General features: G+C 67.9%; 21 protein-coding genes. 9 read left to right on the forward strand and 12 right to left on the reverse strand.

Annotated features, from left to right (window positions below):
* Positions 1–2: 2 nt before the first annotated feature.
* The 11 genes from ACSSV8_RS08885 to ACSSV8_RS08935 all read right to left on the reverse strand — a co-directional run bounded on the left by ACSSV8_RS08885 (position 3) and on the right by ACSSV8_RS08935 (position 13,819).
* Positions 3–1,394 carry a FlgK family flagellar hook-associated protein gene (locus tag ACSSV8_RS08885; RefSeq protein ID WP_454282193.1) on the reverse strand — a complete coding sequence of 464 codons (1,392 nt, stop codon included), beginning with the start codon at positions 1,392–1,394 and terminating at the stop codon, positions 3–5.
* 27 nt (positions 1,395–1,421) lie between these two features.
* The gene (locus tag ACSSV8_RS08890) at positions 1,422–2,723 is read right to left on the reverse strand and encodes a flagellar hook protein FlgE (RefSeq protein ID WP_454282194.1); all 1,302 of its coding nucleotides are present in this window, start codon (positions 2,721–2,723) and stop codon (positions 1,422–1,424) included.
* Positions 2,724–2,823: 100 nt separating this feature from the next.
* Positions 2,824–3,660 (reverse strand): flagellar motor protein MotB, encoded by an 837-nt coding sequence (locus tag ACSSV8_RS08895; protein WP_354537883.1) that lies wholly within the window; start codon positions 3,658–3,660, stop codon positions 2,824–2,826.
* A gap of 80 nt (positions 3,661–3,740) precedes the next feature.
* Positions 3,741–5,141, reverse strand: a complete 1,401-nt coding sequence (locus tag ACSSV8_RS08900; protein ID WP_454282195.1) for a TRAP transporter large permease — start codon at positions 5,139–5,141, stop codon at positions 3,741–3,743.
* A gap of 12 nt (positions 5,142–5,153) precedes the next feature.
* Positions 5,154–5,786, reverse strand: a complete 633-nt coding sequence (locus ACSSV8_RS08905; protein WP_354537885.1) for a TRAP transporter small permease subunit — start codon at positions 5,784–5,786, stop codon at positions 5,154–5,156.
* 66 nt (positions 5,787–5,852) lie between these two features.
* Positions 5,853–6,872, reverse strand: coding sequence for a C4-dicarboxylate TRAP transporter substrate-binding protein (locus ACSSV8_RS08910; protein WP_454282196.1), 1,020 nt, complete (start codon positions 6,870–6,872; stop codon positions 5,853–5,855).
* A 121-nt stretch (positions 6,873–6,993) separates the two neighbouring features.
* Positions 6,994–8,334 carry a sigma-54-dependent transcriptional regulator gene (locus ACSSV8_RS08915; protein WP_454282197.1) on the reverse strand — a complete coding sequence of 447 codons (1,341 nt, stop codon included), beginning with the start codon at positions 8,332–8,334 and terminating at the stop codon, positions 6,994–6,996.
* Positions 8,331–10,064 carry a sensor histidine kinase gene (locus tag ACSSV8_RS08920; RefSeq protein ID WP_454282198.1) on the reverse strand — a complete coding sequence of 578 codons (1,734 nt, stop codon included), beginning with the start codon at positions 10,062–10,064 and terminating at the stop codon, positions 8,331–8,333. Before ACSSV8_RS08920 ends, ACSSV8_RS08915 begins: the two co-directional genes overlap by 4 nt.
* Positions 10,065–10,092: 28 nt before the next feature.
* The gene (locus ACSSV8_RS08925; RefSeq protein ID WP_454282199.1) at positions 10,093–11,595 is read right to left on the reverse strand and encodes a heme biosynthesis HemY N-terminal domain-containing protein; all 1,503 of its coding nucleotides are present in this window, start codon (positions 11,593–11,595) and stop codon (positions 10,093–10,095) included.
* Positions 11,596–11,614: 19 nt separating this feature from the next.
* The gene (locus tag ACSSV8_RS08930) at positions 11,615–13,042 is read right to left on the reverse strand and encodes a COG4223 family protein (RefSeq protein WP_454282200.1); all 1,428 of its coding nucleotides are present in this window, start codon (positions 13,040–13,042) and stop codon (positions 11,615–11,617) included.
* A gap of 48 nt (positions 13,043–13,090) precedes the next feature.
* A complete protein-coding gene (locus ACSSV8_RS08935; protein WP_454282201.1) occupies positions 13,091–13,819 on the reverse strand; it encodes a uroporphyrinogen-III synthase in 729 nt (242 codons plus the stop codon).
* A gap of 73 nt (positions 13,820–13,892) precedes the next feature.
* On the opposite strand from ACSSV8_RS08935, the gene tsaD reads away from it, so the two are divergent.
* The 7 genes from tsaD (at position 13,893) to ACSSV8_RS08970 (ending at position 19,396) form a co-directional block, all read left to right on the forward strand.
* Positions 13,893–14,972 carry a tRNA (adenosine(37)-N6)-threonylcarbamoyltransferase complex transferase subunit TsaD gene (gene tsaD / locus ACSSV8_RS08940; RefSeq protein ID WP_454282281.1) on the forward strand — a complete coding sequence of 360 codons (1,080 nt, stop codon included), beginning with the start codon at positions 13,893–13,895 and terminating at the stop codon, positions 14,970–14,972.
* Positions 14,969–15,922, forward strand: coding sequence for an NAD(P)H-dependent glycerol-3-phosphate dehydrogenase (locus ACSSV8_RS08945; RefSeq protein WP_354537893.1), 954 nt, complete (start codon positions 14,969–14,971; stop codon positions 15,920–15,922). The genes tsaD and ACSSV8_RS08945 overlap by 4 nt, the downstream gene beginning before the upstream one ends.
* Entirely contained in the window at positions 15,922–16,191 is a 270-nt protein-coding gene (locus tag ACSSV8_RS08950) for a YciI family protein (RefSeq protein ID WP_454282202.1), read from the forward strand. Before ACSSV8_RS08945 ends, ACSSV8_RS08950 begins: the two co-directional genes overlap by 1 nt.
* Positions 16,191–16,610, forward strand: coding sequence for an EVE domain-containing protein (locus ACSSV8_RS08955; protein ID WP_454282203.1), 420 nt, complete (start codon positions 16,191–16,193; stop codon positions 16,608–16,610). Before ACSSV8_RS08950 ends, ACSSV8_RS08955 begins: the two co-directional genes overlap by 1 nt.
* 318 nt (positions 16,611–16,928) lie before the next feature.
* Positions 16,929–18,146, forward strand: a complete 1,218-nt coding sequence (locus ACSSV8_RS08960) for a multidrug effflux MFS transporter (RefSeq protein WP_454282204.1) — start codon at positions 16,929–16,931, stop codon at positions 18,144–18,146.
* A 300-nt stretch (positions 18,147–18,446) separates the two neighbouring features.
* On the forward strand, positions 18,447–19,013 hold the full coding sequence (locus ACSSV8_RS08965; protein WP_454282205.1) for a L,D-transpeptidase: 567 nt from the start codon (positions 18,447–18,449) through the stop codon (positions 19,011–19,013).
* Positions 19,014–19,189: 176 nt separating this feature from the next.
* A complete protein-coding gene (locus ACSSV8_RS08970; protein ID WP_210879028.1) occupies positions 19,190–19,396 on the forward strand; it encodes a cold-shock protein in 207 nt (68 codons plus the stop codon).
* Positions 19,397–19,441: 45 nt separating this feature from the next.
* Here the strand turns inward: ACSSV8_RS08970 and ACSSV8_RS08975 are convergent, their stop codons facing one another.
* Positions 19,442–20,122 (reverse strand): arylesterase, encoded by a 681-nt coding sequence (locus ACSSV8_RS08975; protein ID WP_454282206.1) that lies wholly within the window; start codon positions 20,120–20,122, stop codon positions 19,442–19,444.
* Between ACSSV8_RS08975 and ACSSV8_RS08980 the strand changes: the two genes are divergently transcribed.
* Positions 20,121–20,804, forward strand: a complete 684-nt coding sequence (locus tag ACSSV8_RS08980) for an ABC transporter ATP-binding protein (RefSeq protein ID WP_354537899.1) — start codon at positions 20,121–20,123, stop codon at positions 20,802–20,804. The genes ACSSV8_RS08975 and ACSSV8_RS08980 overlap by 2 nt on opposite strands.
* The gene (locus ACSSV8_RS08985; RefSeq protein WP_454282207.1) at positions 20,801–23,323 is read left to right on the forward strand and encodes an ABC transporter permease; all 2,523 of its coding nucleotides are present in this window, start codon (positions 20,801–20,803) and stop codon (positions 23,321–23,323) included. Before ACSSV8_RS08980 ends, ACSSV8_RS08985 begins: the two co-directional genes overlap by 4 nt.
* Positions 23,324–23,431 lie beyond the last annotated feature (108 nt).

Consider the following 23,431-nt stretch of genomic DNA (forward strand, 5'->3'; position numbering starts at 1 on the left):
GGTCAGATCCTCAAAAGGGTTTGCATCATGTCGTCAATTGTCTGGATCATGCGGGCATTGGCCGCGAAGGCCTGCTCGACCAGCAAGAGCCGTTGCATCTCGGCATCGCTGTCGACACCGCCTTCAAGCTCGATCAGGCGCAGCGACCCGGTCCGACCGGAGGTGAAGCTCAACTCCTCTTCGGTGGCGAGGCGGGTCTGCGCCATCCCGCTTTCGAGCTGAGCCATGTCGCCGGCAAGCGGGGGCGGCCCGGCCAGCGCCACGATCAGGGCCGTCAGATAAGGCGCCTCCGCAGGGGCGGCGGGCGTTGCGGCGTCGGGACCATCGCGCAGACGGAAGAGCGCGCCGCCTTGCTCGGGGTCGACCAGCGGAGTGACCGCGATGCGCCCCGCGAGGCCGGTGATCATGCCCGGATCGAGGCGCGCGCCGCCATCGGTGAAGAGGCCCAAAGCGGGTCGCGGGGTCAGCGCCTCGACCCGCTCGATGAGATCGCGCGCCACAGCATCGAGCGCGGCCCGGGCCTCTGGGCCAAGCCGGTCGCGATTGTCGAAAAGCGCGCTCAGGCGCCCACCAGCCAAGGGACCCTTGTCCGATGCCGCGATGTCGCGCCCATCAAGGCGCAACCCGGAGAGCTGACCGCCCTCCAGGCTCATCTCCGGGGTCACCCGTCGTGATGCGTCGAATTCGACAAGCGCCGCGCGCCCGTCAAGCAAAAGCGCGCCGCCCGTGGTCACAAGCGCCACCGACCCGTTGGCGCGGTCCAGTTGCCGGAGCGGCACAAGCGTGGCCAGCGCGTCGATCTCGCTTTGGCGGAGGTCCTCAAGCGTGGCGGTCTCCTGTCCCGTGACCTGCGCGGCGACGATGCGGGCATTGATCTGCTCGACCCGCAGCAGACCGGTGTTGAGACTGTCGACAGCCTGCGCGATCTCGGTATCGGCGCGGCTGCGCAGGCTGTCGATCCCGGCAGACGCGGTATTGAGGGCCACGGCCAGACCGTCCGCCTCGCGCAGGACAGCGGCAAGGCGCAGATCGTCCTCGGGGCGGGCCGTGGCCGTCACGAGAGCGGCCTCGAACCGGCCCAACCGGTCCGAAAGGCTGCCGGGCGTGTCTGCCGCCGGAATCGCACGTTCGAGGGCCGCCGCGAAGACCGCGCGCGCCTCGGCCCCGGCGGCGGCGCTGTCGGCCAGCCGCCGGTCACCCAGAAGCACCGGATCGAGACGGCGCGTGATCCCGGTGACGCGCACCCCGCCATCAAGCCGCGCCTCGACGCCAAGCTCGCGCGGGGCGTGGCCCGGCGTCAGCATGTTGGCGAGATTGCCCGCGATGACATCGGTCCTGCGGGCATTCGCCACGAGCCCGGTCAGGGCGCTTCCAAGGGCGGATGAAAGGCTCATGGTCCGGCTCCTTCAGGCGATCCGCGATCAACGGATGATATTGGTGGTTTCCTGCAACATCTCGTCGACGGTCTGCACCACGCGCGCATTCGAGGAATAGGCCCGCTGCGTCTGGATCATGTCGGTCAGTTCACGCGCCACGTCGGTGGCCGATTCCTGTCGGGCAAAGGCGACCATGTCACCGGTCGGCCCGTCGCCCGCATCCCACAGGAAGAAGCTGCCGCTGTCGATGGAGGGGCGGTATGTCTGCCGGTCGAGGGAAATCATGCCGTTGGGATTGGGCAGATCGACCAGCGGCACCTGGAAGATGGTCCGCGTCGCGCCGGTGTCGAAGGTGGCATGGACGAACCCGTTGGCATCGACTTCGACCGAAACCATGTTGCCCACGGGCGAGCCATCCTTGGAGATCGACAGGGGGGCAAAGCTGTCGGAGAGTTGCGTCAACCCGTCAGAGGTGCCGGGGCGACCGATCGTGATCTCCATCGGCCCCCCCTCGACCGAGACGAGCACGCGTCCGGTCGCGGGGTCATAGGGCCCGCCGCTCAGCGTCGTGACATCGAGCAAGGTGCCGCCGGCCGTCCGCGAATCGTCGAATTCGATCGTGTATTCGCCGATCACGGCCCCGTCCTGGGCGGAGTCGCGCAGCGTCATGGTCCAGAGATTGGATGTGCCCGTGGCGGGCACGGTCGGGGTGAAGGTGACGAGGACGGTTTCGGATCGTCCAAGGTTGTCGAAATACTCGATCGGGAGATCACGCGGCGCGGCGGCAGCCCCGGCTTCTGTCTCGGTCGCGGGCAGGTTGACGCCCAGGTTGATGCTTGTCGTCGGTTCGCCGACAAGCTGGTTGACGTTGATCTGCACCGGGACGAGGCCATCGCTGGTATCGCGTGGGAAAGCGGGCACCGTGCCGTTGGCATCGGCCGGCCAACCCAGAAGCGTCAGCCCCGACGCCGTGACAAGCCGCCCCTGCGCATCGGTTCGAAACGAGCCGGTCGTGGTCAGGAGCATTTGCGGACTGCCATTCGCCAACTCCAGTTCGCTCGAGAGCGCGACCGGCAGGAAGCCCCGTCCGCGCACGGCGAGATCCGTGGGGTTCGAGGTGGTGACGAGCGAGCCGCCCTGATCGACAAGCCGTTCGGTTGTGGCGCGCACACCGCCCGCCGTATAGGTGCCACCGTTGCCCGCAAGAACCAGCGAATCAAAGCTTGTCTCGACCCGGCGATAGCCGGCGGTCGAGGAATTGGCGATATTGTCGGAAATCGCCGCAAGACGCGAGGCATTGGCATTGAGCCCCGCGACACTTGCGTTCAGGGAAGAAGAAATCGTCATGGACACGCCTTTCAACTGGATCGTTCACCGTCTCCAGCCCAGTCATACGCGCTCCGGATTAACAGGCACCTAATGCCAGAACGCGTCAGGACACGGTCCTTCAGCCTGACCGCAGCACGATCACCTCCACCCGATTGTTCCGAGAATCCATCGGGTTGGCGATTATGGGCGCGCGGTCGGCATGGCCTGTAACCCGGCGCATCCGGGCAGGGCGCGTGCCCGCCTCCTCCAGCAGGAGGCGCATCCGGTTGGCGCGTGCGGCAGAAAGATCCCAAACCGGGTTATCGATCAGAATCACCGGGCGGGCACGGGTATGGGCGGCAATGGCCAGATCGTTGCGCACAAGCTCCAGAACCTCGGCGACAAGAGCGGCAATGTCACGCAAGAGGGCGGTGGGGTCCGGCCCTTCGCCCTGAAAGAGCGGCGCGCCATCGAGATCGGAAATCTCGATGATAAGCCCCTCATCGGTCACGCGCGTCACGATGTGGCGCAGGATATCCTCAGAGGCGAGGCTCTCGCCGCTGCGGCCACGAAACGCCTCCTGCACTTCGGCGAATGTCACCTCGTCGGCCTCTGCGCCTTCGCTGCTCACGCCCAGATCGCCCCGCGCCTGCCGGCTTTCGGTGCCGTGAAGGCTCGATGCCCCGGTGCCGCTCTGTGCAAGGTTCTGCTCTGAAAAGATCGAATCGCCGCCAAAGGCACCGCTGCCGCCGCCCGACACCCGGTTCACCGGCACGGTCGGGTTGAAATAGTCGGCAATGCCCTTGCGTTGTTTTTCGGTCGTCGCGCCCAACAGCCACATCAGCAGGAAAAACGCCATCATCGCGGTGACAAAATCGGCATAGGCCACTTTCCAGGCCCCGCCGTGATGTCCGCCGCCCGCGACGATCTTTTTCCGTTTGATGATGACCGGCGCGGCATTGCTGCGCGCATCCATTCTCACCACCTCTCTCACCCGTCGCAAGGCATAGCACGCGGGCGATTAAGGGGCCGTTAACACCTCAAGTTTTCACGATTTCACGCCAGGCTCGGCAGCCAGAGAACGATCATCGGAAAGGCCACCAGAAGCGCGATTGTCACCGCGTCGGCAATGAAGAAGGGCATGACGCCGCGGAACACGTCCTGCACGCTGATATCGGGCCGCACGCCCGCCACGACGAAACAGTTGAGGCCGATGGGCGGCGTGATCAGGCAAAACTCGGCCATCTTGACCACGAGGATGCCGAACCAGATCGCGCACATGGGTCCCGACATGCCGAATGTGCTGTCCGCCGCGGCCACGTTCACGCCGCCATTGAGCGCCATGACCGCCGGATAGACCACCGGCAGCGTCAAGAGCAGCATCCCGATCGCATCCATGAACATGCCCAGCACCGCATAGGCCAGCAGGATGCAGATCAGGATCAGCATCGGCGACATCGTCAGCGAGGTGATCCAGTCGGAAAAGGCATGGGGCAGATCAGCGAAGCCAAGAAAGCGCACATAGATGAGCACCCCCCAGATGATCGTGAAGATCATCACCGAGAGCTTCGCGGTTTCCAGCAGCGCATCCTTCAACTCGGGCCAGCGCATGCCACGGTAAAGCGCCATGAGAAACACCACGAACGCGCCGATTGCCCCGCCTTCGGTGGGCGTGCCCCAGGCATCGCCGCCGAACGGGTTGTAGACGAAGAAGATGATCGTCACGACGACGAACACGATGGGCAGGGCCGGGGGCAGCGACACGAACCGCTCGCGCCACGTAAAGCCGCCCACAGGCGGGCCGAAGCCCTTGATCGTCATGGCCATCCCGACGATGAGAAAGGCATAGACAAAGGCCGAGAACACGCCCGGAATGAAGCCCGCCAGCAAGAGCTTGCCCACGTCCTGCTCGACGATGATGGCATAGATCACCAGAAGCGCCGAGGGCGGGATGAGCGAGGCCAGCGTCCCCGCCGCCGCCACCACGCCCGCAGCAAAGCGCTTGTCATAGCCGATCTTGAGCATCTCGGGGATGGCGATGCGCGCGAAGACCGCCGCCGTCGCCACGCTCGCCCCCGACACGGCGGCAAACCCGGCGGTGGCGAAGACGGTCGAGACCGCAAGCCCCCCCGGCACCCAGGCGATCCAGCGTTTCGCCGCCTCGAAGAGCGCGCGCGTGAGCCCCGCGTAATAGGCCAGATAGCCGATCAGGATGAAGGTGGGAATGAGGCTCAGCGCCTGCGAACTCACCTTGGAATGGGGCACCTGCCCGGCGGTCTTGACCGCGACGGTCAGCGCCCAGAGGAATTCGTCGCCCGCATAGCCCTTCTTCGACCAGAAGATCCAGACAAGCCCGAGCATGCCCGCCAGCGCGGCCGCATAGGCCACGCGCATCCCCAGCACCACGACAATCAGCATGATGCCGGTGACCACCAGCCCGATATCAATGGGATCCATGCGGCCCGCCTCTCATTGCTCTCGCGCGCTGACATGCGCGGCCTCGCGGGCCGCCTGCGTCGCGGCGTCCTCGATCAACGGCACCGCCACAGGGCGCTCCGCCCCGGTGGCAAACGCACGCCCGAACCCCCAGACCTGTAATGCGAGCCGCAGCGACAGCACGGCAAAGGCGATCGGCGCGAGGATCTTCGCAGGCCAGATCGGCAGGCCGATATCTATGCTGCTGTCGCGGCTCCAGAGGGGCGCGTTCCAGTCGAAACTCCGGTCGAAATGCGCCCAGCTTCCCCAGACCATCAACACCATCAGCACCAGCACCGCCAGGGTCGTGATCAGCTCCACCAGCCACAGCACCCGCCCGCGCAACATCCCCACCACGATATCCATGCGGATATGGCCGCCGTCGCGCTGCGTATAGGCCACGCCCATGAAGGCGATGAGCGGCATGATCTGTTCGATCCAGTCCACGTAACCGCGCAGCGGCTGACCGAAGAAATTGCGCCCGCCGACCGAGACCACGGCCAGCACCATGAGCGAAAACACCGCGATCCCGCTCAGCAGGGCAAGAAACCGCTCGGCGCGGTAGAGCGCGCGGTCGGCACGGCTGAGCAGGCTGTCATCGGAAAAGACGGTTGCGGCACCGGCCATGCGCTGCCTCCTTCATCTGCACAGAAGAGAACGGCCCGCCGCCTTTGCGGCGACGGGCCGGACGGGTCAGGAGCCGCTCTTGAGATCCGCGAGCGTCTTGGTCGCGAAATCGTAAATCTCCTGCGCGGGCAGGCCGCGCGCGGCATTGTCCTTGATCCACGCATCGGCGGCAGGACCGGCGACCGTGCCGGAGAAGGTGTCGAGCGTCGCCTGATCGTAGGTGATCACCTCGATCCCCCGCTCCGACAGCGCCGGGCCCCAGGCGGCCATCGTCTCGTTCAGATAGTAGTCGACATAGTGATCGAGCGCCTCGACGATCGAGCCCAGAAGCGCCTCGCGATGCGCGTCAGACAGCGCATCGAGCGCATCGGTATTGGCCACCACCGGGCAGTTCACCGTGCCGGGATTGAGGTTCCCGGTCCACCATTTCGCGTTCTCGATGGTCGAGAAGGACATATGCGCGTGGGGCGCGAAGCTGACGGCCTTGACCACGCCGCTATCCATCGCCTGACGCACCTCGGTCGCCGACATCGAGGTGGGCACCGCGCCCACAGCCTCCATGGCCTTGCCGATGCCGCCAAGCGCACGCACGGTCAGGCCCTTGTAATCGTCGAGCGTGCGCGGCGCGTCGCCGGTGCCGACGAAATTGTATTGCGGCATGGGCGATGGCATCAGCGGCACCGCGTTCCAGCGCGCCAGATCGGCCTTCACGGCCGGATGCGCATAGAGCGCCTCGGAAAGCGCGCGTTCCTGTTCCAGCGTCTCGACCCCGAGGAACGGCAGTTCCAGCACGGTCAGCGAGGGGTTCTTGTCGGGGTGATAGCCCGCGCAGAACTGCGCCATCTCGAAGGCTCCGATGGAAATCCCGTCAAGGTTCTCGCGCTCGTTCGACAGGCCGCCATAGCTGATGTTCATGGTGAATTCGCCATTGGTCTTTTCGCTCACCAGCTCGGCCAGTTTCTCGACATGCTCGGTAAAGGCGCGGCGCTTGCCCCAGACCGAGACGTTCCATTCGGTCGCCATCGCCTCGCCGGCAAAGGCAAGGCTGATCGCCGCAACAGCGGTATAGCTGAGATATTTCTTCATGGTGTCTCCTCCCAGATGTCATCCATTCTTATGGGTGCCACCTTGGGGCATGTCGGCCATCCTGACTAGGAAGAAAACCGCACACCCCCCGGCAAACGCCCTGCGGATATCCGCAAGGTGACTACAGCAGCGCCCCCTTGTCCAGCCCCAGCTTGACGATCTTCTCGTTGAGCGTGCGCCGCCCGATGCCCAGCGCCTCGGCCACGGCCTCCATCCGGCCCTCATGCGCGGTGATCGCCTTGGCGATGAGGTCGCGCTCGAAGGCCGCCACGGCGGCGCGCAGCGTGTCGGGCACATCATCGGCCAGCGCATCGCGGCGCAGCGCCTGCACCATCGACCCGCCCCCGCGCCGCGCGCTCAGCACGCGGCGTTCGCAGACGCTGCGCAATTCGCGCACATTGCCGGGCCAGCCATGCGACAGAAGCGCGGCGCTGTCCTCGGGCGCGAGGTCCGGCGCGCGGGTCTCGTAGACGCGCGCGAACTCGTCCAGAAACCGCGCCACGAGAAGCATCACGTCATCGCGGCGCTGCCGGAGCGTCGGCAGAGCGATCACCGTGGTATTGAGCCGGTAGAGCAGATCGGCCCGCAACCGCCCCTCGCGCACCGCCTGCGCGGGCTCCTCGTTGGTCGCCGAAATCACCCGAAAGCGCAGCGGCACCGGTGCCTCGGCCCCGATGGGCAGCACCTGCTTGTCCTCGATCACCCGCAACAGCTTGGCTTGCACCGGCATCGGGCAGGAGCAGATTTCGTCAAGAAAGAGCGTGCCGCCATCCGCCCCCGCAAGGCGCCCCCGCGCCCCGCCCTCGGTGCCGAACATCTCGGCCTCGAACCCCTCGGGCGCAAGCGCGGCGCAATTGAGCGCGACAAACGGCCCCGCAGCATCCGCCCCCAGATCGTGCAGCGCCCGCGCCACAACCTCCTTGCCGGTGCCGGTCTCGCCCTGCACCATCACCGCCGCCCCGCTCTGCGACAGGTCGAGCACCTCGGCGCGCAGGGCAACGGTCTCGGGGGTCTGGCCCAACAGCACCCGGTCCAGCCCCGAAAGCTGCATCAGCCGCGATTTCAACCGCTCGGTCGTGCGCCGCATCGCGTGCTGATCGGCGGCATGATGCAGAATATTCAGCAAGCGGCGCGGCTCATAGGGTTTCTCGACAAAGCTGTAGGCCCCGCGCTGCATCGCATCCACCGCCATGGCAATGTCGCCATGTGCGGAAATCAGCACCAGCGGCGGCGAGAGGTCCCGGTCGAGAGTGTCCAGCAACTCCAGCCCCGACATGCCGGGCATCCGCACATCCGACAGGATCACGTCCGGCTGAAACGCCTCCAGCCGTCCGGCCAGCCGATCCGCGCGCGGCAGCGCCTCGACGCACCAGCCCGACGCCTCCAGCAGGTCGATCAGCGACAGGCGCATCGCGCGGTCATCCTCGACGATCAGGATGCGAGGGGGGTGGGGGATGCTCATGCCGCGCTCAGATCCTCATCCATCCCCTCTTGCGGGATCTCGATCCTGAACACGGCACCGCCTTCGGCAAGGTTATGGGCGCTCAACCTGCCGTGATGTGCCTTGACGATATTGGCGGAAATCGCAAGACCCAGCCCCATGCCGCGCCCGCTCTCGCGCGTCGTCACAAACGGCTCCTGCAACTCGTCAAGGCGCGCCTGCCCCAGACCGTGCCCGGTGTCGCGCACCTCGATCCAGCCCGTGCCATCGCGTTGCCCCAGCGTGATGTCGATCCGCCGCGCGGCCCGATCCTCCACCGCGTCGACGGCATTGCGCAGCACATTGGTCAGCACCTGTTCCAGCCGCAACTGATTGCCGCGCACCAAAACTTCCGTATCGGGCACGTCGAGCACGACCTCGGCCCCGACCCGCGCGATATTCGGCTCGACCAGCGCCAAGGCCGCCTGCACCGCCGTGCGCAGATCGACCGCCCCGAACTCGTCCCGGTCATTGCGGGCAAAGAACTTCAATTGCCGCGTGATCGCCTCCATCCGGTCGACGATGCCGGTGATCCTGGGGATGATCCGCGCCGCCGGTTGCCCGCCGATCTCGGCCGCCGTCAGGTGGTTGCGCATCGCCGCGATGGGCTGTCCCAATTCATGCGTGACCGACGCCGCCAATTGCCCGAGGGCGGCCAGTCGGCTCGCCCGCTCCAGCTCATCCTGTGTGCGCGCAAGCCGGCGCTCGGCGGTGCGGCGCTCCTCGATCTCGACCGCCAGCCGCTCGTTGGCCTCGCGCAGTTGCGCCTCTTCGGCCTCGGAGCGGCGCAGCGCCGCGCCCATGCGCCGCGTCCGGCGGATCTGTGCCACGAGAAACCCGGCACCGGTCAGGATCATGACCAGACCGGTCGAGAGCAGACTTCGGGTCAGTGCCGCGCTGTCATCGGCGAAATAGTGGAGCACCCAGCCATGCGGCGCGATCGGGGCAGTGAGATGGATACGCTCGGTCCCGTCTATCACCGCGCGCGCGCCGTCGCGCGGCTGCCAGTCGAGCGCCGCAAGCGGCTGGCCCGGAAACTGCCGGTCCTGCGCGATGCGGGCGCGCTGTTCGGGGCCAAGCGCGCGCAGACTGCGATAGCGCCAGCGCGGCTCTGACGACAGCATCACGACACCATCCCGATTGGCCAGCAACACCTGTTCGCCCGCCGCGCGCCACGTCTCTTCCAGCCCGGTGAGATCAAGCTTGATCGCGATCACCCCCAGAAGCCCGCCATCGGGCGCGCGCACCGGATCGGCAATGAAATAGCCCGGCAATCCGGTCGTCGCGCCGATGCCGTAGAAACGGCCCTGAGCGCCCGCGATTGCCGCCTGAAAATAGGGCCGAAAGCCGTAATCCTGCCCGACAAAGCTCTCGGGCGTGCCCACGTTGGAGGCGGCGATGGTCAGGCCGTCAGGCCGCATGAGATAAATCGCGTCGAGGCCTGCACGCGCGGCAAAGGCGGCCAGCCGCGCATCGAGCGCCGCCGCCGGCCCGCCCGTCGCCGTCTCGATCACCCGTGTGTCACGGGCCAGAACATAGCTGAGATGCGAGAACCGTTCGACCTCGGAAACAACCATGCTGCGGTAAAGCGACACCCGGCCCGCCGCCTTGGCCTCTTCCTCCGATCGAAAGAAGCCGAGTGAGACAAGAAACACGCCCAAGGCGACGCCAAGCGCCGCCATCAGCGCCAGCGTCCGCAGCGTCAGGCCCATCCAGCCCGGATCACCCGAACGCGCCCGGTCACGGACGCGCCGCCGCTTCGGTGCGCGCCTCGTCCGTGTCCTCGCCGGTCACGGGGGCACCCTCGATCACCTCCGCGTCGGGGATGTCCTCGCCCGCCTCGGTCTCGTCGTCCTCCGGCTCATCGACCGGCCCGATCAGAAGCGGCAGCATTTCCAGACCCGTGGGCGTGCTCACCACCCCGTCGGCAGGGGCGCGCCAGCTCAGCGTGTCGAAGGAATGACAGCTTTCGCAGACCGGCCGCCACGCGGCATGGACATGCTGGCAATTGTCGCAGCACCACTGCGGGCCGCGCGGCGCGCCAAGCGCGCGCGCCAGCCACCCCTTGACCACCGCATCGGACGATCCCTCGCCGCGCTCGATCGCGGCCATGATCGTCAACGACCGCGCATCCGGCCCCACCTCGGCCAGATTTCCAAGCGCGCGCCGCGCGGCGGGGAAATCCTCGGCGGCAAGGTTCAGTTCGGCCTCCAGAAGCCGCGTCTCGCGGTTGTCGGGATGCACCTTGAGCAGCTTGGCAAACCGCTTGAGCCGCGCGTGCGGTGTCTCGTCGGGCTCGATGGCGGCAAAGGCCGCCGCCAGATCGGGATGCGGCCGCATCAGCCAGGCCTTGTTGATCACCCGCACCGCCTTGGCCGGTTTGCCCGCCTCGATGTAGCTGCGTGCCGCCAGCACCGCCGCCGGGATGAGATCGGGCGAGAGGCGGTTGGCCTCGATTGCCGCCTCGCGCGCCTCGATGCTCTTGCCCTCGTCGAGCACGTCGCGCGCCTCCGAGAGCGCCAGCACCGCGTCGCGCCGCTTGTGCACATCGCGCGGCAGCGCGCCGTATTTCAGCTTGGCGCCAAGCGTGGCGCGCGCGCCTTTCCAGTCGCCCTTGTCGGCCTGAAGCTGCAACAGCGTATCCTGCACCTCGGAATGCCGGGGCTTGAGCGCAAAAGCGGTCTTGGCCAGCTTGAGCGCGGTGTCGGTGTCGCCCGCCTCGAGCTTTTGGCGAAGCAGGCCGCGCACCCCGACAAACCGGGTTTTCTGATTGGTGAGCAGCCGCTTGAACGCCGCTTCGGCGCGGGTCTTGTCGCCCGCCATCTCGGCCGCCTGCGCGGTGATCAGATCGGTGAGCGCGGGCTTGCGCAGGTATTTCTCGGCTTTCGACGCCTCGGCCATGGCGCGCGCGCCCTCACCCGAGGCCAGCGCCAGCATCCCCTCGCCCAGCGCGCGATAGCCCTTGTCCTGCCGGTTGCGGTCGAAATAGCGCGAAAGCGCCGTCTCGTCCCCGTTGATGAAGCGCAGCACCGCCACCAGCATCCCCGCGAGCTTCAGCAGAAGCCAGATCACCAGAATGAGGACCGTCAGCGCCATCACCGCCTTGATCGGCGTGAGGTTGATCTCCACCCCCGCCATGACGATGCGCACCCCGCCCTCCAGTTCCAGCAGGAAAGACGCACCGAACGTCACGGCCCCCACGAGGGCGATGAAAACGGCTACCTTAATGATCAACCAAAGCATGGCATACGCCCTTTCAACCTCAATTCATCGCTGCCGAGAGCGCCTCGGCGGCGGCGAGCGCATCGGCCCGGCTTTTGGCCTCGGCGGCCCAGTCGGCCATGGCCGCGCGCGCGCCCTGCGGCAGCGCCTCTATCTCGGCCAGTGCGTCGGAAATCCGGCCCTGCGACAGTGCGGATTCAGCGCGCGACAGCACCGCATCCGCGTCATCGCCCTCGCGCGGGGTGAGCGAGCGCACCCCCAGTTGCGAGCGCAAGAAGCCCGTGACCGAAGCGCCCTCACCCGCCTCGGCGCGGGCAGCGGCCAATGCGGCGCGGGCCGCTTCGGGAAAGCCCTCGACGAGCCTCGCGCGCGTCGGCGCACCGGTCTCGGCCAGGACCGTCAGCGGTTCGGGAACATCGGCACCGGTCTCACGCAGATCGGTCAGCGCGGGCGCGAATGCCTCGCCGGTGTCGAGCGCGGTCCTGATCCGGATGAGCGCGGCACGGCGCAGCGCAAACACGGCACTGTCGCGCGCGGCGGCCTCCTGTGCCTCGGCCTCGCCGCGCAGGGCGGCAATCTCGGCGCGCAGGGCTTCGATGGCATCCTGTTGCGACGCATCCTCGGCGCGCTGCGCGGCAAGCCGATCTTCAAACGCCGCGATTGCCTCATCCGAGGCACCGCCGGAGGGGGCCGCTGTCGCAGCAGGCCGTTGGGCCAGATCGGTGACCCGGTTCTCCAGATCGGCGATCTGTCCGGTCAGGCCGGTCAGCGTCTGGCTCAGCCCCTCCAACTCGCCACTCAGGTCGGGCGGGATGGCAAGGCCGGACATCTGCTTTTCAAGGTCCGCGATCCGCCCGGCCTGTGCGTCGATCCGTGCCGGATCCACGGTCGCCCCGCCCGGCACGCCCCAACCGGGCGGCAGAAGAGGCTGGAGATAGGGCGCGGCGAAGACGCCGATCCCGGCGGCGGCGATCCCGCCAAGAAGCATCGACCAGAACCCGCCTTGCCGCACCGTCACCTGTTCGGTGCGCACCACGGGGGCGGGGCGTTCGGGCGTGCCGGCCCCGGTCTCTTCCGCCGTCCCGGTGTCCTGTGCGATCATCTCCTCGTCGCGGGTCTCGACGGCCTCGGCCTCCGGTGCCGCCTCCGGCTGCAAAGTGGGCGTGTCAGGCGGCGCGCCCATCCCGGTGGTCTCCGTGTCGGGGGTGTCCGTCTCGGGGGCGGCGGTTTCCTCTGTCGTCCCCTCTTCGGTGTCCGGGGCAGGACCGTCCTGCACCCCCTCCGTCTCCGCCTTTGGCGGCTCCTCGCTGGACGCAACTGCGAGTGGCGCGTCGTCTTCGCGCGGGGCGTCACCGGTCACTGGTGCCTGAGACAGGTCCGTGTCCCCACTGGAAGCGGCTGTAAGGCCGTCCTCGGCGGCTATGGGCGCGTCGGTATTTTTCGAGCGGGTCGTCTTTTTTCTCGCCACGGCACGCCAACCTTTCGAATCTTGTTCGTCCAACCTGTCAAGCTGACCTTACTGTGCGCCACCTCTCCCCTCAACCCGCTTGGCGTGGCTCACCAGATCGTGCAGCGCGGCGCAGAGCGCGGCCATATCAGGGGTTTTCGCCACAATGAGCCGGGTTGCGGCCCCCTCGGGCACGGTATCGGCCACATTGCGGCTCATTGCCGCGACAAGAAGCGGCGCGCGGATCGTCCCGGCATCCGCAAAAAACAACAGCCCGTTGCGCGGCGACATCAGCGGCAGAATCACCGGTGCGTCGCCGTCAAGCACGCTGCGCGCCTCGGGCGAGAGCGGCCGCGCCTCCTGTGCGTAGACAACCACGTCTGCCGCGTCAGACCCCTGCGCGCGCAACGCCCCGGCGATATCAGCGGCGACGTGTTCCCCGCGCGGATGCAGGAACGGGCCGCGCGCGCCCTCACGCGCGATCAGGGCCAGAAGCGAGGCCGCGTCGCCCTCGGCCGCAATGGCCTCGAACCCGCGCGCGCGCGCCGTCTCTGCCGTCGCCTCGCCGACCGCATAGGCGCGCAGGTTGCGACCGGGGGTCAGGCGGCAGAAGCCTTCAACCCCGTTGCGCGAGGTAAAGATCAGCGTCTCGCGGCCCGTCATCGCGGGTAACTCTCCGCGATACGCGATCCGCATCAATGGCGAGACGACCATCCCCACCCCTGGCCACCTCGCGCGCAGGCGTTCGGCCATGCGGCTCGCCTCTGGCTCGGGCCGGGTGATGAGAAGCGTGGGCATCGGCGCTCGGCAGTTGTTGGACGGCTCACAAGGTGTTACCTGCCTCGCACCCATGAGGCAATGCCGGGCCATGATGCACCAGACACTGACCATCCTCGGGATCGAGAGCAGTTGCGACGATACCGCCGCTGCCGTGCTGCGCATGGGGGAGGATGGCCCCGCAATCCTGTCTTCGGTGGTGATGGGGCAAAACGCGCTTCACGCGGCCTTTGGCGGGGTGGTGCCCGAGATCGCCGCACGCGCCCATGCCGAGAAGGTGGACCTTGCCGTGCGCGCGGCCCTGACGCAGGCGGGCACAGCCCTTGCAGAGGTGGATGCGGTGGCGGTGACCGCCGGTCCGGGGCTGATCGGGGGCGTGCTCGCGGGGGTGATGTGCGCCAAGGGCATCGCGGCGGGCGCGGGCCTGCCGCTGATCGGGGTCAACCATCTGGCCGGTCACGCGCTCACGCCGCGCCTGACCGACGGCGTGGCCTATCCCTATCTCATGCTGCTGGTCTCGGGCGGGCATTGCCAGTTTCTGACCGTCGCGGGACCCGAGGATTTCACCCGCCTTGGCGGCACCATCGACGACGCCCCCGGCGAGGCCTTCGACAAGGTGGCGCGGCTTCTGGGCCTGCCGCAGCCGGGCGGGCCGGAAGTGGAGCGCGCGGCGCAGAGCGGTGACGCGGACCGGTTTCGCCTGCCGCGCCCGCTTCTGGACCGGGAAGGGTGCGATCTGTCGTTCTCGGGGCTGAAAACGGCGGTGCTGCGGGCGCGCGATGCGCTGGTGAGCGCGCAGGGCGGGATAACCCGGCAGGACCGGGCCGACCTCTGCGCCGGATTTCAGGCCGCGGTCTGCGATGTGCTGGCGGAAAAGACCCGCCGTGCGCTGGCCGCAACCGGCGCGCCGGTGCTGGCGGTCGCGGGCGGCGTGGCGGCCAATGGCGCGATCCGCGCGGCCCTGATGGCGGTGGCCGAGGCCGGGGGCGCGCGCTTTGTCGCGCCGCCTCTGGCGCTCTGCACCGATAACGCCGCGATGATCGCCTATGCGGGGGCCGAACTCTATCGCGCGGGCCGTCGCGACGACATGACCCTCGCCGCGCGCCCGCGCTGGCCGCTCGATGCGGCAAGCCCGGCGATGCTGGGCCACGGCAAGCGGGGGGCCAAGGCATGACGCTGATCTGTGGCGCGGGGGCGTTCGGCACGGCGCTGGCGATCACGCTGGCGCATAACGGGCCGGTGACGCTCTGGGCGCGGGATGGGGGTCACGCGGCCACCATGCAGGCGGCGCGGGAGAACGCGCGGCGACTGCCCGGCATCGCCCTGCCCGAGGGCGTGACGGTCATCTCGGGCGCTCTACCCGAGGGGGATGGCCCCTGCCTTCTGGCGATGCCGATGCAGACCCTCGCAGGGTTCCTGACCGCGCATCGCACGGCGCTCGCGCGCCCGCTGGTGGCCTGTTGCAAGGGCATGGATCTGACAACCGGCCTTGGCCCCACAGCCCTTGTTTCCCGCGCGGTGCCTGCGGCGATGCCCGCGATCCTGACCGGCCCGAGTTTCGCCGCCGACATCGCGCGCGGCCTGCCGACGGCGCTGACGCTTGCCTGCGCCGACGCGCAGACGGGCCGCGCGCTGCAAAGCGCCCTTACCACGCCGACGCTGCGGCTCTATCGCAGCACCGACACCATTGGCGCGGAACTGGGCGGCGCGCTGAAAAACGTCATCGCCATCGCCTGCGGCGCGGTCATGGGCGCAGGTCTGGGGGAGAGCGCGCGCGCGGCGCTGATGACGCGCGGCTTTGCCGAGATGAACCGGCTGGCGCAGGCGCTTGGCGCGCGGCCCGAGACGCTGGCGGGGCTGTCGGGCTTGGGCGATCTGGCGCTCACCTGCACCTCGGCGCTCTCGCGCAATTACCGCTACGGCGAGAGCCTTGGGCGGGGTGCCGCGTTCGATCCCGCGATTACCGTCGAGGGGGCCGCAACCGCGCGCGCCGCCCTTGCCCGCGCCCGCGCGCTTGGCCTCGACCTGCCGGTGACGACGGCGGTGGCGTCCCTGGTCGCAGGCGAATTGCGCGTGGCGCAGGCGATGGATATGCTGCTTTCCAGACCACTCAAGGAGGAATGATGCTGATTGCCCTGATCGCCCGCGACAAGCCCGGCGCGCTGCAAACCCGTCTCGACAACCGCGAGGCGCATCTGGCCTATCTGAAGGAGACCGGCGTGGTCTCTCAGGCCGGCCCCCTGCTGGATGAGGAGGGCGGCATGACCGGCTCGCTCATCGTGCTCGATGTGGCCGACATGGCCGCGGCGCGCGACTGGGCCGCAAATGACCCCTATGCCAGGGCGGGGCTCTTCGCGTCGGTCGATCTCATCGCGTGGAAAAAGGTCATCTGATGCGCTACTGGCTGTTCAAGTCAGAGCCCGCCACGTGGTCCTGGGCCGATCAGTTGGCCAAGGGGGCTGCTGGCGAGGAATGGGACGGCGTGCGCAACTATCAGGCGCGAAACTTCATGCGCGAGATGGCGGCGGGGGATCGCGGGTTTTTCTACCATTCCCAGAGCGAAAAGGCCGTGGTCGGCACGGTCGAGGTGATCGCCCCCGCCCATCCCGACAGCAAGGCGGGCGATCCGCGTTGGGAATGTGTGGACATCCGCGCGCTGGAGGCGGCGCAACGCCCGGTGACGCTGGACGAGATCAAGGCCGATCCTCGTCTGGCCGAGATGGTTCTGGTCAGGAATTCGCGCCTGTCGGTGCAACCGGTCACGCCCGAGGAATGGCGGATCGTCTGCGATCTGGCGGGGCTGACGCCATAGCAGAAACGGGGGGTATCCGCGCCATCGCCGACACCCCCCGCCACCCCACGTGCTCCCTACGCACCACACGTGTTCTCTCTGGAAGGCCCCGGCCATCCTGGCCCGAACACAGACACCATACCCCGGCCCGACCCGCGCGCCAAGCACGCACTGTGCTTGATTCGTCTCAAATCTTTCCGATCGCACCCGAGAGTCCGATGCACCATCATCCATGCGGATAACGCGGCTCAAGCGTTGTGGAGCAATGGTCCCTATCTTGTTCCGACAATTGAACCCGGCTCGCTGGACTTTTCCGTGTCACATGCCTAGCCATGCATCATGACAACCGACCGCCCGGTCCGCTTTCTCGACCGAACCTCACCGCCGCATATCGCAACGCTGATCCTGATGGCAGGGCTTTCGGCGCTGGCGATGAACATCTTTTTGCCCTCGCTGCCGGGGATGGTGGCGCATTTCGACACCGAATACCGGCTCATCCAGCTTTCGGTCGCGCTCTATCTGGCGGTCAATGCCGGGTTGCAACTGCTGATGGGTCCGATTTCGGACCGCTGGGGGCGGCGGCCGGTGGTGCTCTGGGGGGTGGGGCTGTTTCTTGTCGCCACGCTCGGTTGCATTTTCGCGCCCACTGTCACGGTCTTTCTGAGCTTTCGCATGATCCAGGCAAGCGTGGTGGTGGCGATGGTCCTTTCGCGCGCGATCGTGCGCGACATGGTGCCCCAGGACCGCGCCGCCTCGATGATCGGCTATGTGACCATGGGCATGGCGGTGGTGCCGATGATCGGCCCGGCCTTTGGCGGGCTGCTCGACGAGGCGTTTGGCTGGCAGGCGAATTTCTGGGCGCTCTTCGTGCTGGGTGGCGCGCTCTTCTGGCTGTGCTGGCGCGATCTGGGGGAGACGGCACCGCTCTCGGGACGCAGCCTTGTGCAACAGTTCCGCGAATACCCGGCGCTGCTCAGGTCGTGGCGCTTCTGGGGGTATGCGCTTGCGGCGGGGCTCAGTTCGGGGTCGTTCTTTGCCTATCTCGGCGGCGCGCCCTTCGTGGGTGATCAGGTTTTCGGGATGCCCCCTGCCCTTCTTGGCCTCTTCTTCGGTGCGCCCGCCATCGGCTACTTTCTGGGAAATTTTGCCTCGGGGCGGTTTTCCACACGGATCGGCGTCAACCGGATGGTGCTCTGGGGGGCGCTCTTCAACGCAGGCGGCATCGGCCTCAACCTGACGCTCTTTTACCTCGGATACGGCACCCCGCTCAGCTTCTTCGGGCTGATGACCTTCATGGGGCTTGGCAATGGCATGGTCATTCCCAATGCGACCGCCGGCGCGCTGTCGATCCGGCCGGATCTCGCGGGCACGGCTAGCGGCCTTTCGGGGGCGCTGATGATCGGGATCGGCGCGGCGCTCTCGGCATTGGCCGGACTGCTGCTGACCCCCGGCAGCGGCGCATTCCCGCTTTTGTGGCTGATGTTTCTCACCGGGCTGGCGGCGGTAGGGACGATCCTTCTGGTGATCCGGCGCGAACGGCGGTTGCGGATGGCGTGACCGGGCGCTCACGCGCGCTCACGTTCACAGCATCCGCTCTGGCCACGGACCCGGGCACACCCCACGTCCTGTGAACGGACCCCGCAACAGGAGCAAGACCATGTCCCGCCGCAAGACCGACCCGCGCTTTCCCCGCCCGCCCTGGCATCGCCGCCCGCTGCCCTTCCGCTTTACCGATTGGGCCGCGATCTGAACGCAAAGACCACAGCCCGCGCATTTCAGGCGTCCTCACGGCGTTTTGACTTTTGCACCCGCGCCGCGCACCCCTTATAAGGAAAAGGACTATCGGAGGGTAACACCATGATTGATCGCCGTTCCTTGATTGCCACCGGACTTGCGGCACTGGCCGCGCCCGCGCTGATCCCGGCCCGCGCCCACGCATTCACACTCGACCCCAAATTCGCGCCGCAGGATGTGCGCTTTGCCGGGGCCTACGGGCCCGGTCATCTGGTCGTCGTGCCGCGCGCGCATTTCCTCTATTTCGTCACCGCCCCCGGAGTGGCCCGCCGTTATGGCGTCGGTGTCGGGCGTGCGGGGTTGGAATTCACCGGCAACGCCACCATCGACGTCAAGAAAAAATGGCCCACCTGGCGGCCCACCAACGAGATGATCGAACGCGACCCGCGCGCCTATTCCAAGTTCATCGACAACGATTATGTGCAGCCCGGCGGCCCCGGCAACCCGCTCGGCTCGCGCGCGCTCTATCTCTTCCAGAACGGGCGCGACACCTATTACCGGATCCACGGCACGACCGAACCGCAATCCGTCGGGCGATCGGTCTCCAACGGCTGTATCCGGATGATCAACGAGCATGTGCAGGATCTCTATGAGCGTGTGCCCATCGGCACCGTTGTCACGGTTCTCTGACCTGTCACCGCTGCGCGCAATGCCCTCTTGCGTTTTGCGCGCGGTGGCCCCATATTGCCATCGCTAACGTTAAAGCTATCGACTCTCTGTCCTCCTACGGCTCAGTCACTCGATCTAACTTGACGGGCCGGGCTGCCGCACTGACGCGGGCAGCACATCTAGAGGAGTTCAGAGCAATGGCATCTGGCACTGTAAAATGGTTCAACACCACCAAAGGCTTCGGCTTTATCGCACCTGATGGCGGCGGCAAGGACGTTTTCGTCCACATCTCCGCAGTCGAGCGCGCTGGCCTCACCGGCCTCGCCGACAACCAGAAGGTGAACTTCGACATCGAAGCCGGTCGTGATGGCCGCCAGTCGGCAAGCAATCTCTCGCTCGCCTGAGCTTCGCCCCGACACGCCGGATGCGGGCCCCTTTCGGGGCCCGTTTCATTTGGCCGTCTCGATCAGCGCCGCCACATAGGGCCCCAGCCCCTCGACGATTCGGACCACGCCCTCCGCGTTGGGGTGGATACGGTCGGGCTGAAAATAGGCCTGCAACTCCGCCGGATCGCCCTCGCCCAGACCTTCGAAAAAATCCGGCGCATAAAGCGCGCCATGCGCCTCGGCCAGGTCAGGATAGATCGCATCGAACGCGGCCTTGTAATCCGCCCCGTAATTTCCCGGCGCCCGCAGTCCGACCAGCAGAACCCGCACATCCCGCGCCTCGGCCTCTTGCAGGATGGCCGCGAGATTACGGCGGCTTTCCGCCGGGTCGATCCCGCGCAAGAGGTCATTGCCGCCAAGCGCCACGATCATCGCGTCAACCTCCTCGCTCAGGCTCCAGGCGACCCGCGCCGCCCCGCCTGCCGTGGTGTCGCCCGACACGCCGCCATTGATCACCTCCGCCGCGATGCCGCGCGCCGCAAGCCAGCCGCGCAGTTGTGGCACAAACCCATCCTCCTGCGGCAGCCCGTAGCCCTGCGTGAGGCTGTCGCCAAGCGCCAGCACCGTCACCGGATCTTCGGCCAGCGCGGGGCTGACAAGGGTCAGAAAACATGCCACCACCTTGCCCAGCATCCGCGCGGCCCCATATGTCCGAAAACCATTGCAAAACAGGCGCAAACCCATGACCTCTCCCCTTTTGTCCCTCGACGGCGCGTGCCTTGCGCTCGAGGGCAATGCCGGTCTCATCGAGATACTTCACTCGATCACGCTCGATGTCCACAGCGGTGAGACGGTGGGCCTTGTCGGCCCCTCCGGTTCCGGCAAATCCTCGCTCTTGATGCTGATGGGCGGGCTGGAGCGCGCCACGGGGGGCACGGTGCGCGCCATGGGCCAGGACCTGGGCACCATGAACGAGGATGCGCTGGCGCGGCTCAGGCGCGCGCATGTGGGGGTGGTGTTCCAGTCCTTTCACCTTATCCCCACCATGACCGCGCTCGAGAACGTGGCCACGCCGCTGGAATTGGCCGGTCGCCCTGACGCCCGCACACGCGCGCTCGAAGAGCTTGACGCCGTGGGTCTCGCGGCGCGCGCGGGCCACTACCCCTCGCAGCTTTCGGGCGGTGAACAGCAACGCGTGGCGCTTGCCCGCGCGGCCGCCCCACGCCCCGCGCTCATCCTTGCCGACGAACCCACGGGCAATCTCGACAGCACCACCGGCGCGGCGATCATCGACCTGCTCTTTGGCTTGCGTGACCGGCACGGCGCGACGCTCGTGCTGGTCACGCATGATCCCGATCTTGCCGCGCGCTGCGACCGGGTGATCGCCCTGCGCGACGGGCGGCTCGAGACGGCGGCGGCGGCATGAGTCTGCGCATCGCGGCACGGCTCGCGCGGCGCGAATTGCGCGGCGGCCTCAAGGGCTTTCGCATCTTTCTGGGCTGCGTGATCCTGGGCGTCGCCGCCATCGCCGCCGTCGGCACGCTGCGCGAAAGCGTGCGCGCGGGGCTGGCCACCCAGGGGGCCGAACTTTTGGGCGGCGATGCCGAGCTTGAGATCACCTACCGCTTCGCCAACGAGACCGAGCGCGTCTGGATGGCGGAAAACGCCAGCCGCGTCTCGGAAATCGCCGACTTCCGGTCCATGGCGGTGACTGGTGAGGGGCAGCGCGAACTCACCCAGGTGAAGGCGGTGGATGCGGCCTATCCTCTCGTGGGCGCGGTCGGCCTGTCGCCCGACATGCCGCTGGCCACGGCGCTGGCGGGGGCGGGCGGCCTGCCCGGCGCGGTGATGGAGCCTGTGCTCGCCAACCGCCTCGGCATCGCCCCCGGTGACAGCTTCCGCCTTGGCGAGCAAGGCTTTCGCCTGATGGCGCTGATCACCCGTGAGCCTGACCCCTCGCGCGCGGGCTTTGGCCTCGGGCCGCGCACGATCGTGGCGCGCACGGCGCTTGACAGTTCGGGCCTCTTGGCCCCCGGCTCGCTTTTCACCTCGCGCTACCGGCTCGACCTGCCCGCTGCCGCCGATCTCGACGCGCTCGCCGCCCGCGCCGAGGCCGCGCTTGACGGCACCGGCGCGCGCTGGAACGACGCCCGCAACGCCAGCCCGCGCGTGGCCGAGTTCGTCACCCGGCTCGGGGCCTTCCTCGTGCTCGTGGGTCTTTCGGGGCTTGCGGTCGGCGGCGTCGGCATCTCGGCCGCCTTGCGCGCCTATCTGGCCACCAAGGTGCAGGTCATCGCCACGTTGCGCACGCTCGGCGCGGATCAGCGCACGATCTTTCTGACCTATTTCCTTCAGGTGGGCCTGCTTGCGCTTCTTGGCATCCTCGGCGGGCTCCTTCTCGGTGTGGGCCTGCCGGTGGCACTCGGGCCGCTCATCTCGGCGCGCCTGCCGGTGCCTGCGGTCTTTGCACCCTACCCCGCGCCGATGATCGAGGCCGCGCTCTACTCGGTGCTCTCGGTGCTGATCTTCACGCTCTGGCCGCTCGCCCGCGCGCGCGAGGTCCGCGCCGCCGCCCTGTACCGAGAGGCCGCAGGCGCGCGCCATGGCTGGCCGGGCTGGCCATGGGTCGGCGTGACGCTGGCGCTGCTTGCCCTGCTCATCGGCACGGCGGCGGCGTTTTCCGGCAATCTGCGGCTCACCCTTTGGACAGCGGGCGGCATCCTCGGCGCGCTCGCGGCCCTGAGCCTCGCCGCGCTCCTTGTGACCCGCGCCGCGCGCGCGTGGCGGCCGCGCCTCACCGGGCGGCCCGCGCTCGGCTGGGCGCTCGGTGCCATCGGCGGTCCCGGCAGCACGGCCGCGCCGGTCATGCTCTCGCTCGGCCTCGGCCTTTCGGTGCTGGCCGCCGTGGGACAGATCGACGGCAACCTGCGCCGCGCCATCGCGGGCGACCTGCCCGACCGCGCACCGTCCTTCTTCTTCGTCGATCTGCAACAGGACCAGATACCATGGTTTCTGGACCGCCTCGCCACCGACCCGGCGGTCAGCCGCGTCGACCACGCGCCGATGCTGCGCGGCTTCATCACCCGCATCAACGACCGCCCCGCCCGCGAGGTCGCCCCCGGCCATTGGGTGGTCGAGGGCGACCGCGCGGTAAGCTATGCAGGCGCGCTCCCCGCCCGCACCGAGATCACCGAAGGCACATGGTGGGGTGAGGGCTATGACGGCCCGCCGCAGATCAGCTTTGCCGCAGAGGAAGCGGCGGAAATGGGCCTGCGGCTTGGCGACGAGATCACCGTCAACATCCTCGGGCGCGATTTCACCGCGCCGATCACCTCGTTGCGCGAGGTGGATTTTTCCAGCGTCGGCATGGGGTTCGTCATGCTGATGAACCCCTCGGCACTGGCCGGCGCGCCGCATACCTTCATCGCCACCGTCTACGCCGACAGTGCCGAGGCCGAAGAGGCGATCCTGCGCGACGTGACCGACCGCCACCCCAACGTGACCGCCATCAGCGTGCGCGATGCGCTCCTGCGCGTGACCGACCTTCTGGCCAGCCTCGCCTCGGCCACCTCCTGGGGGGCGTCGGTCACGCTTCTGACCGGGTTTCTGGTGCTGATCGGGGCCGCCGCCGCCGATCAACGCGCCCGCAGCTACGAGGCCGCGATCCTCAAGGTCCTGGGGGCCACGCGCGCCCGCATCCTCTGGGGCCTCGCGCTGCGCGCGCTCATCCTGGGCGCGGCGGCGGGGCTTGTGGCGCTCGGTGCCGGAATCGGCGGGGGCTGGGCCGTCAGCCATTTCGTGATGGAGACACCCTTCACCGTGATCTGGCCCTCGGCGCTGGCCATCGTCGCGGGCGGCATCGCGGTGACGCTCCTTGCAGGGCTCGCCTATACCATCGGCCCGCTCGCCACCCGCCCCGCCCGCGTGCTGCGGGGCCGCGAATAGCCCATTCACTGTTCGCCAAATACTCCGGGGGTCCGGGGGTGGAACCCCCGGCCGTCCGGTCGGCACGCCGCGTTGAAATCGTCACGCCACGGTGGCACTGAGACCCCG

It is taken from the genome of Roseovarius sp. MBR-79, assembly GCF_053628555.1.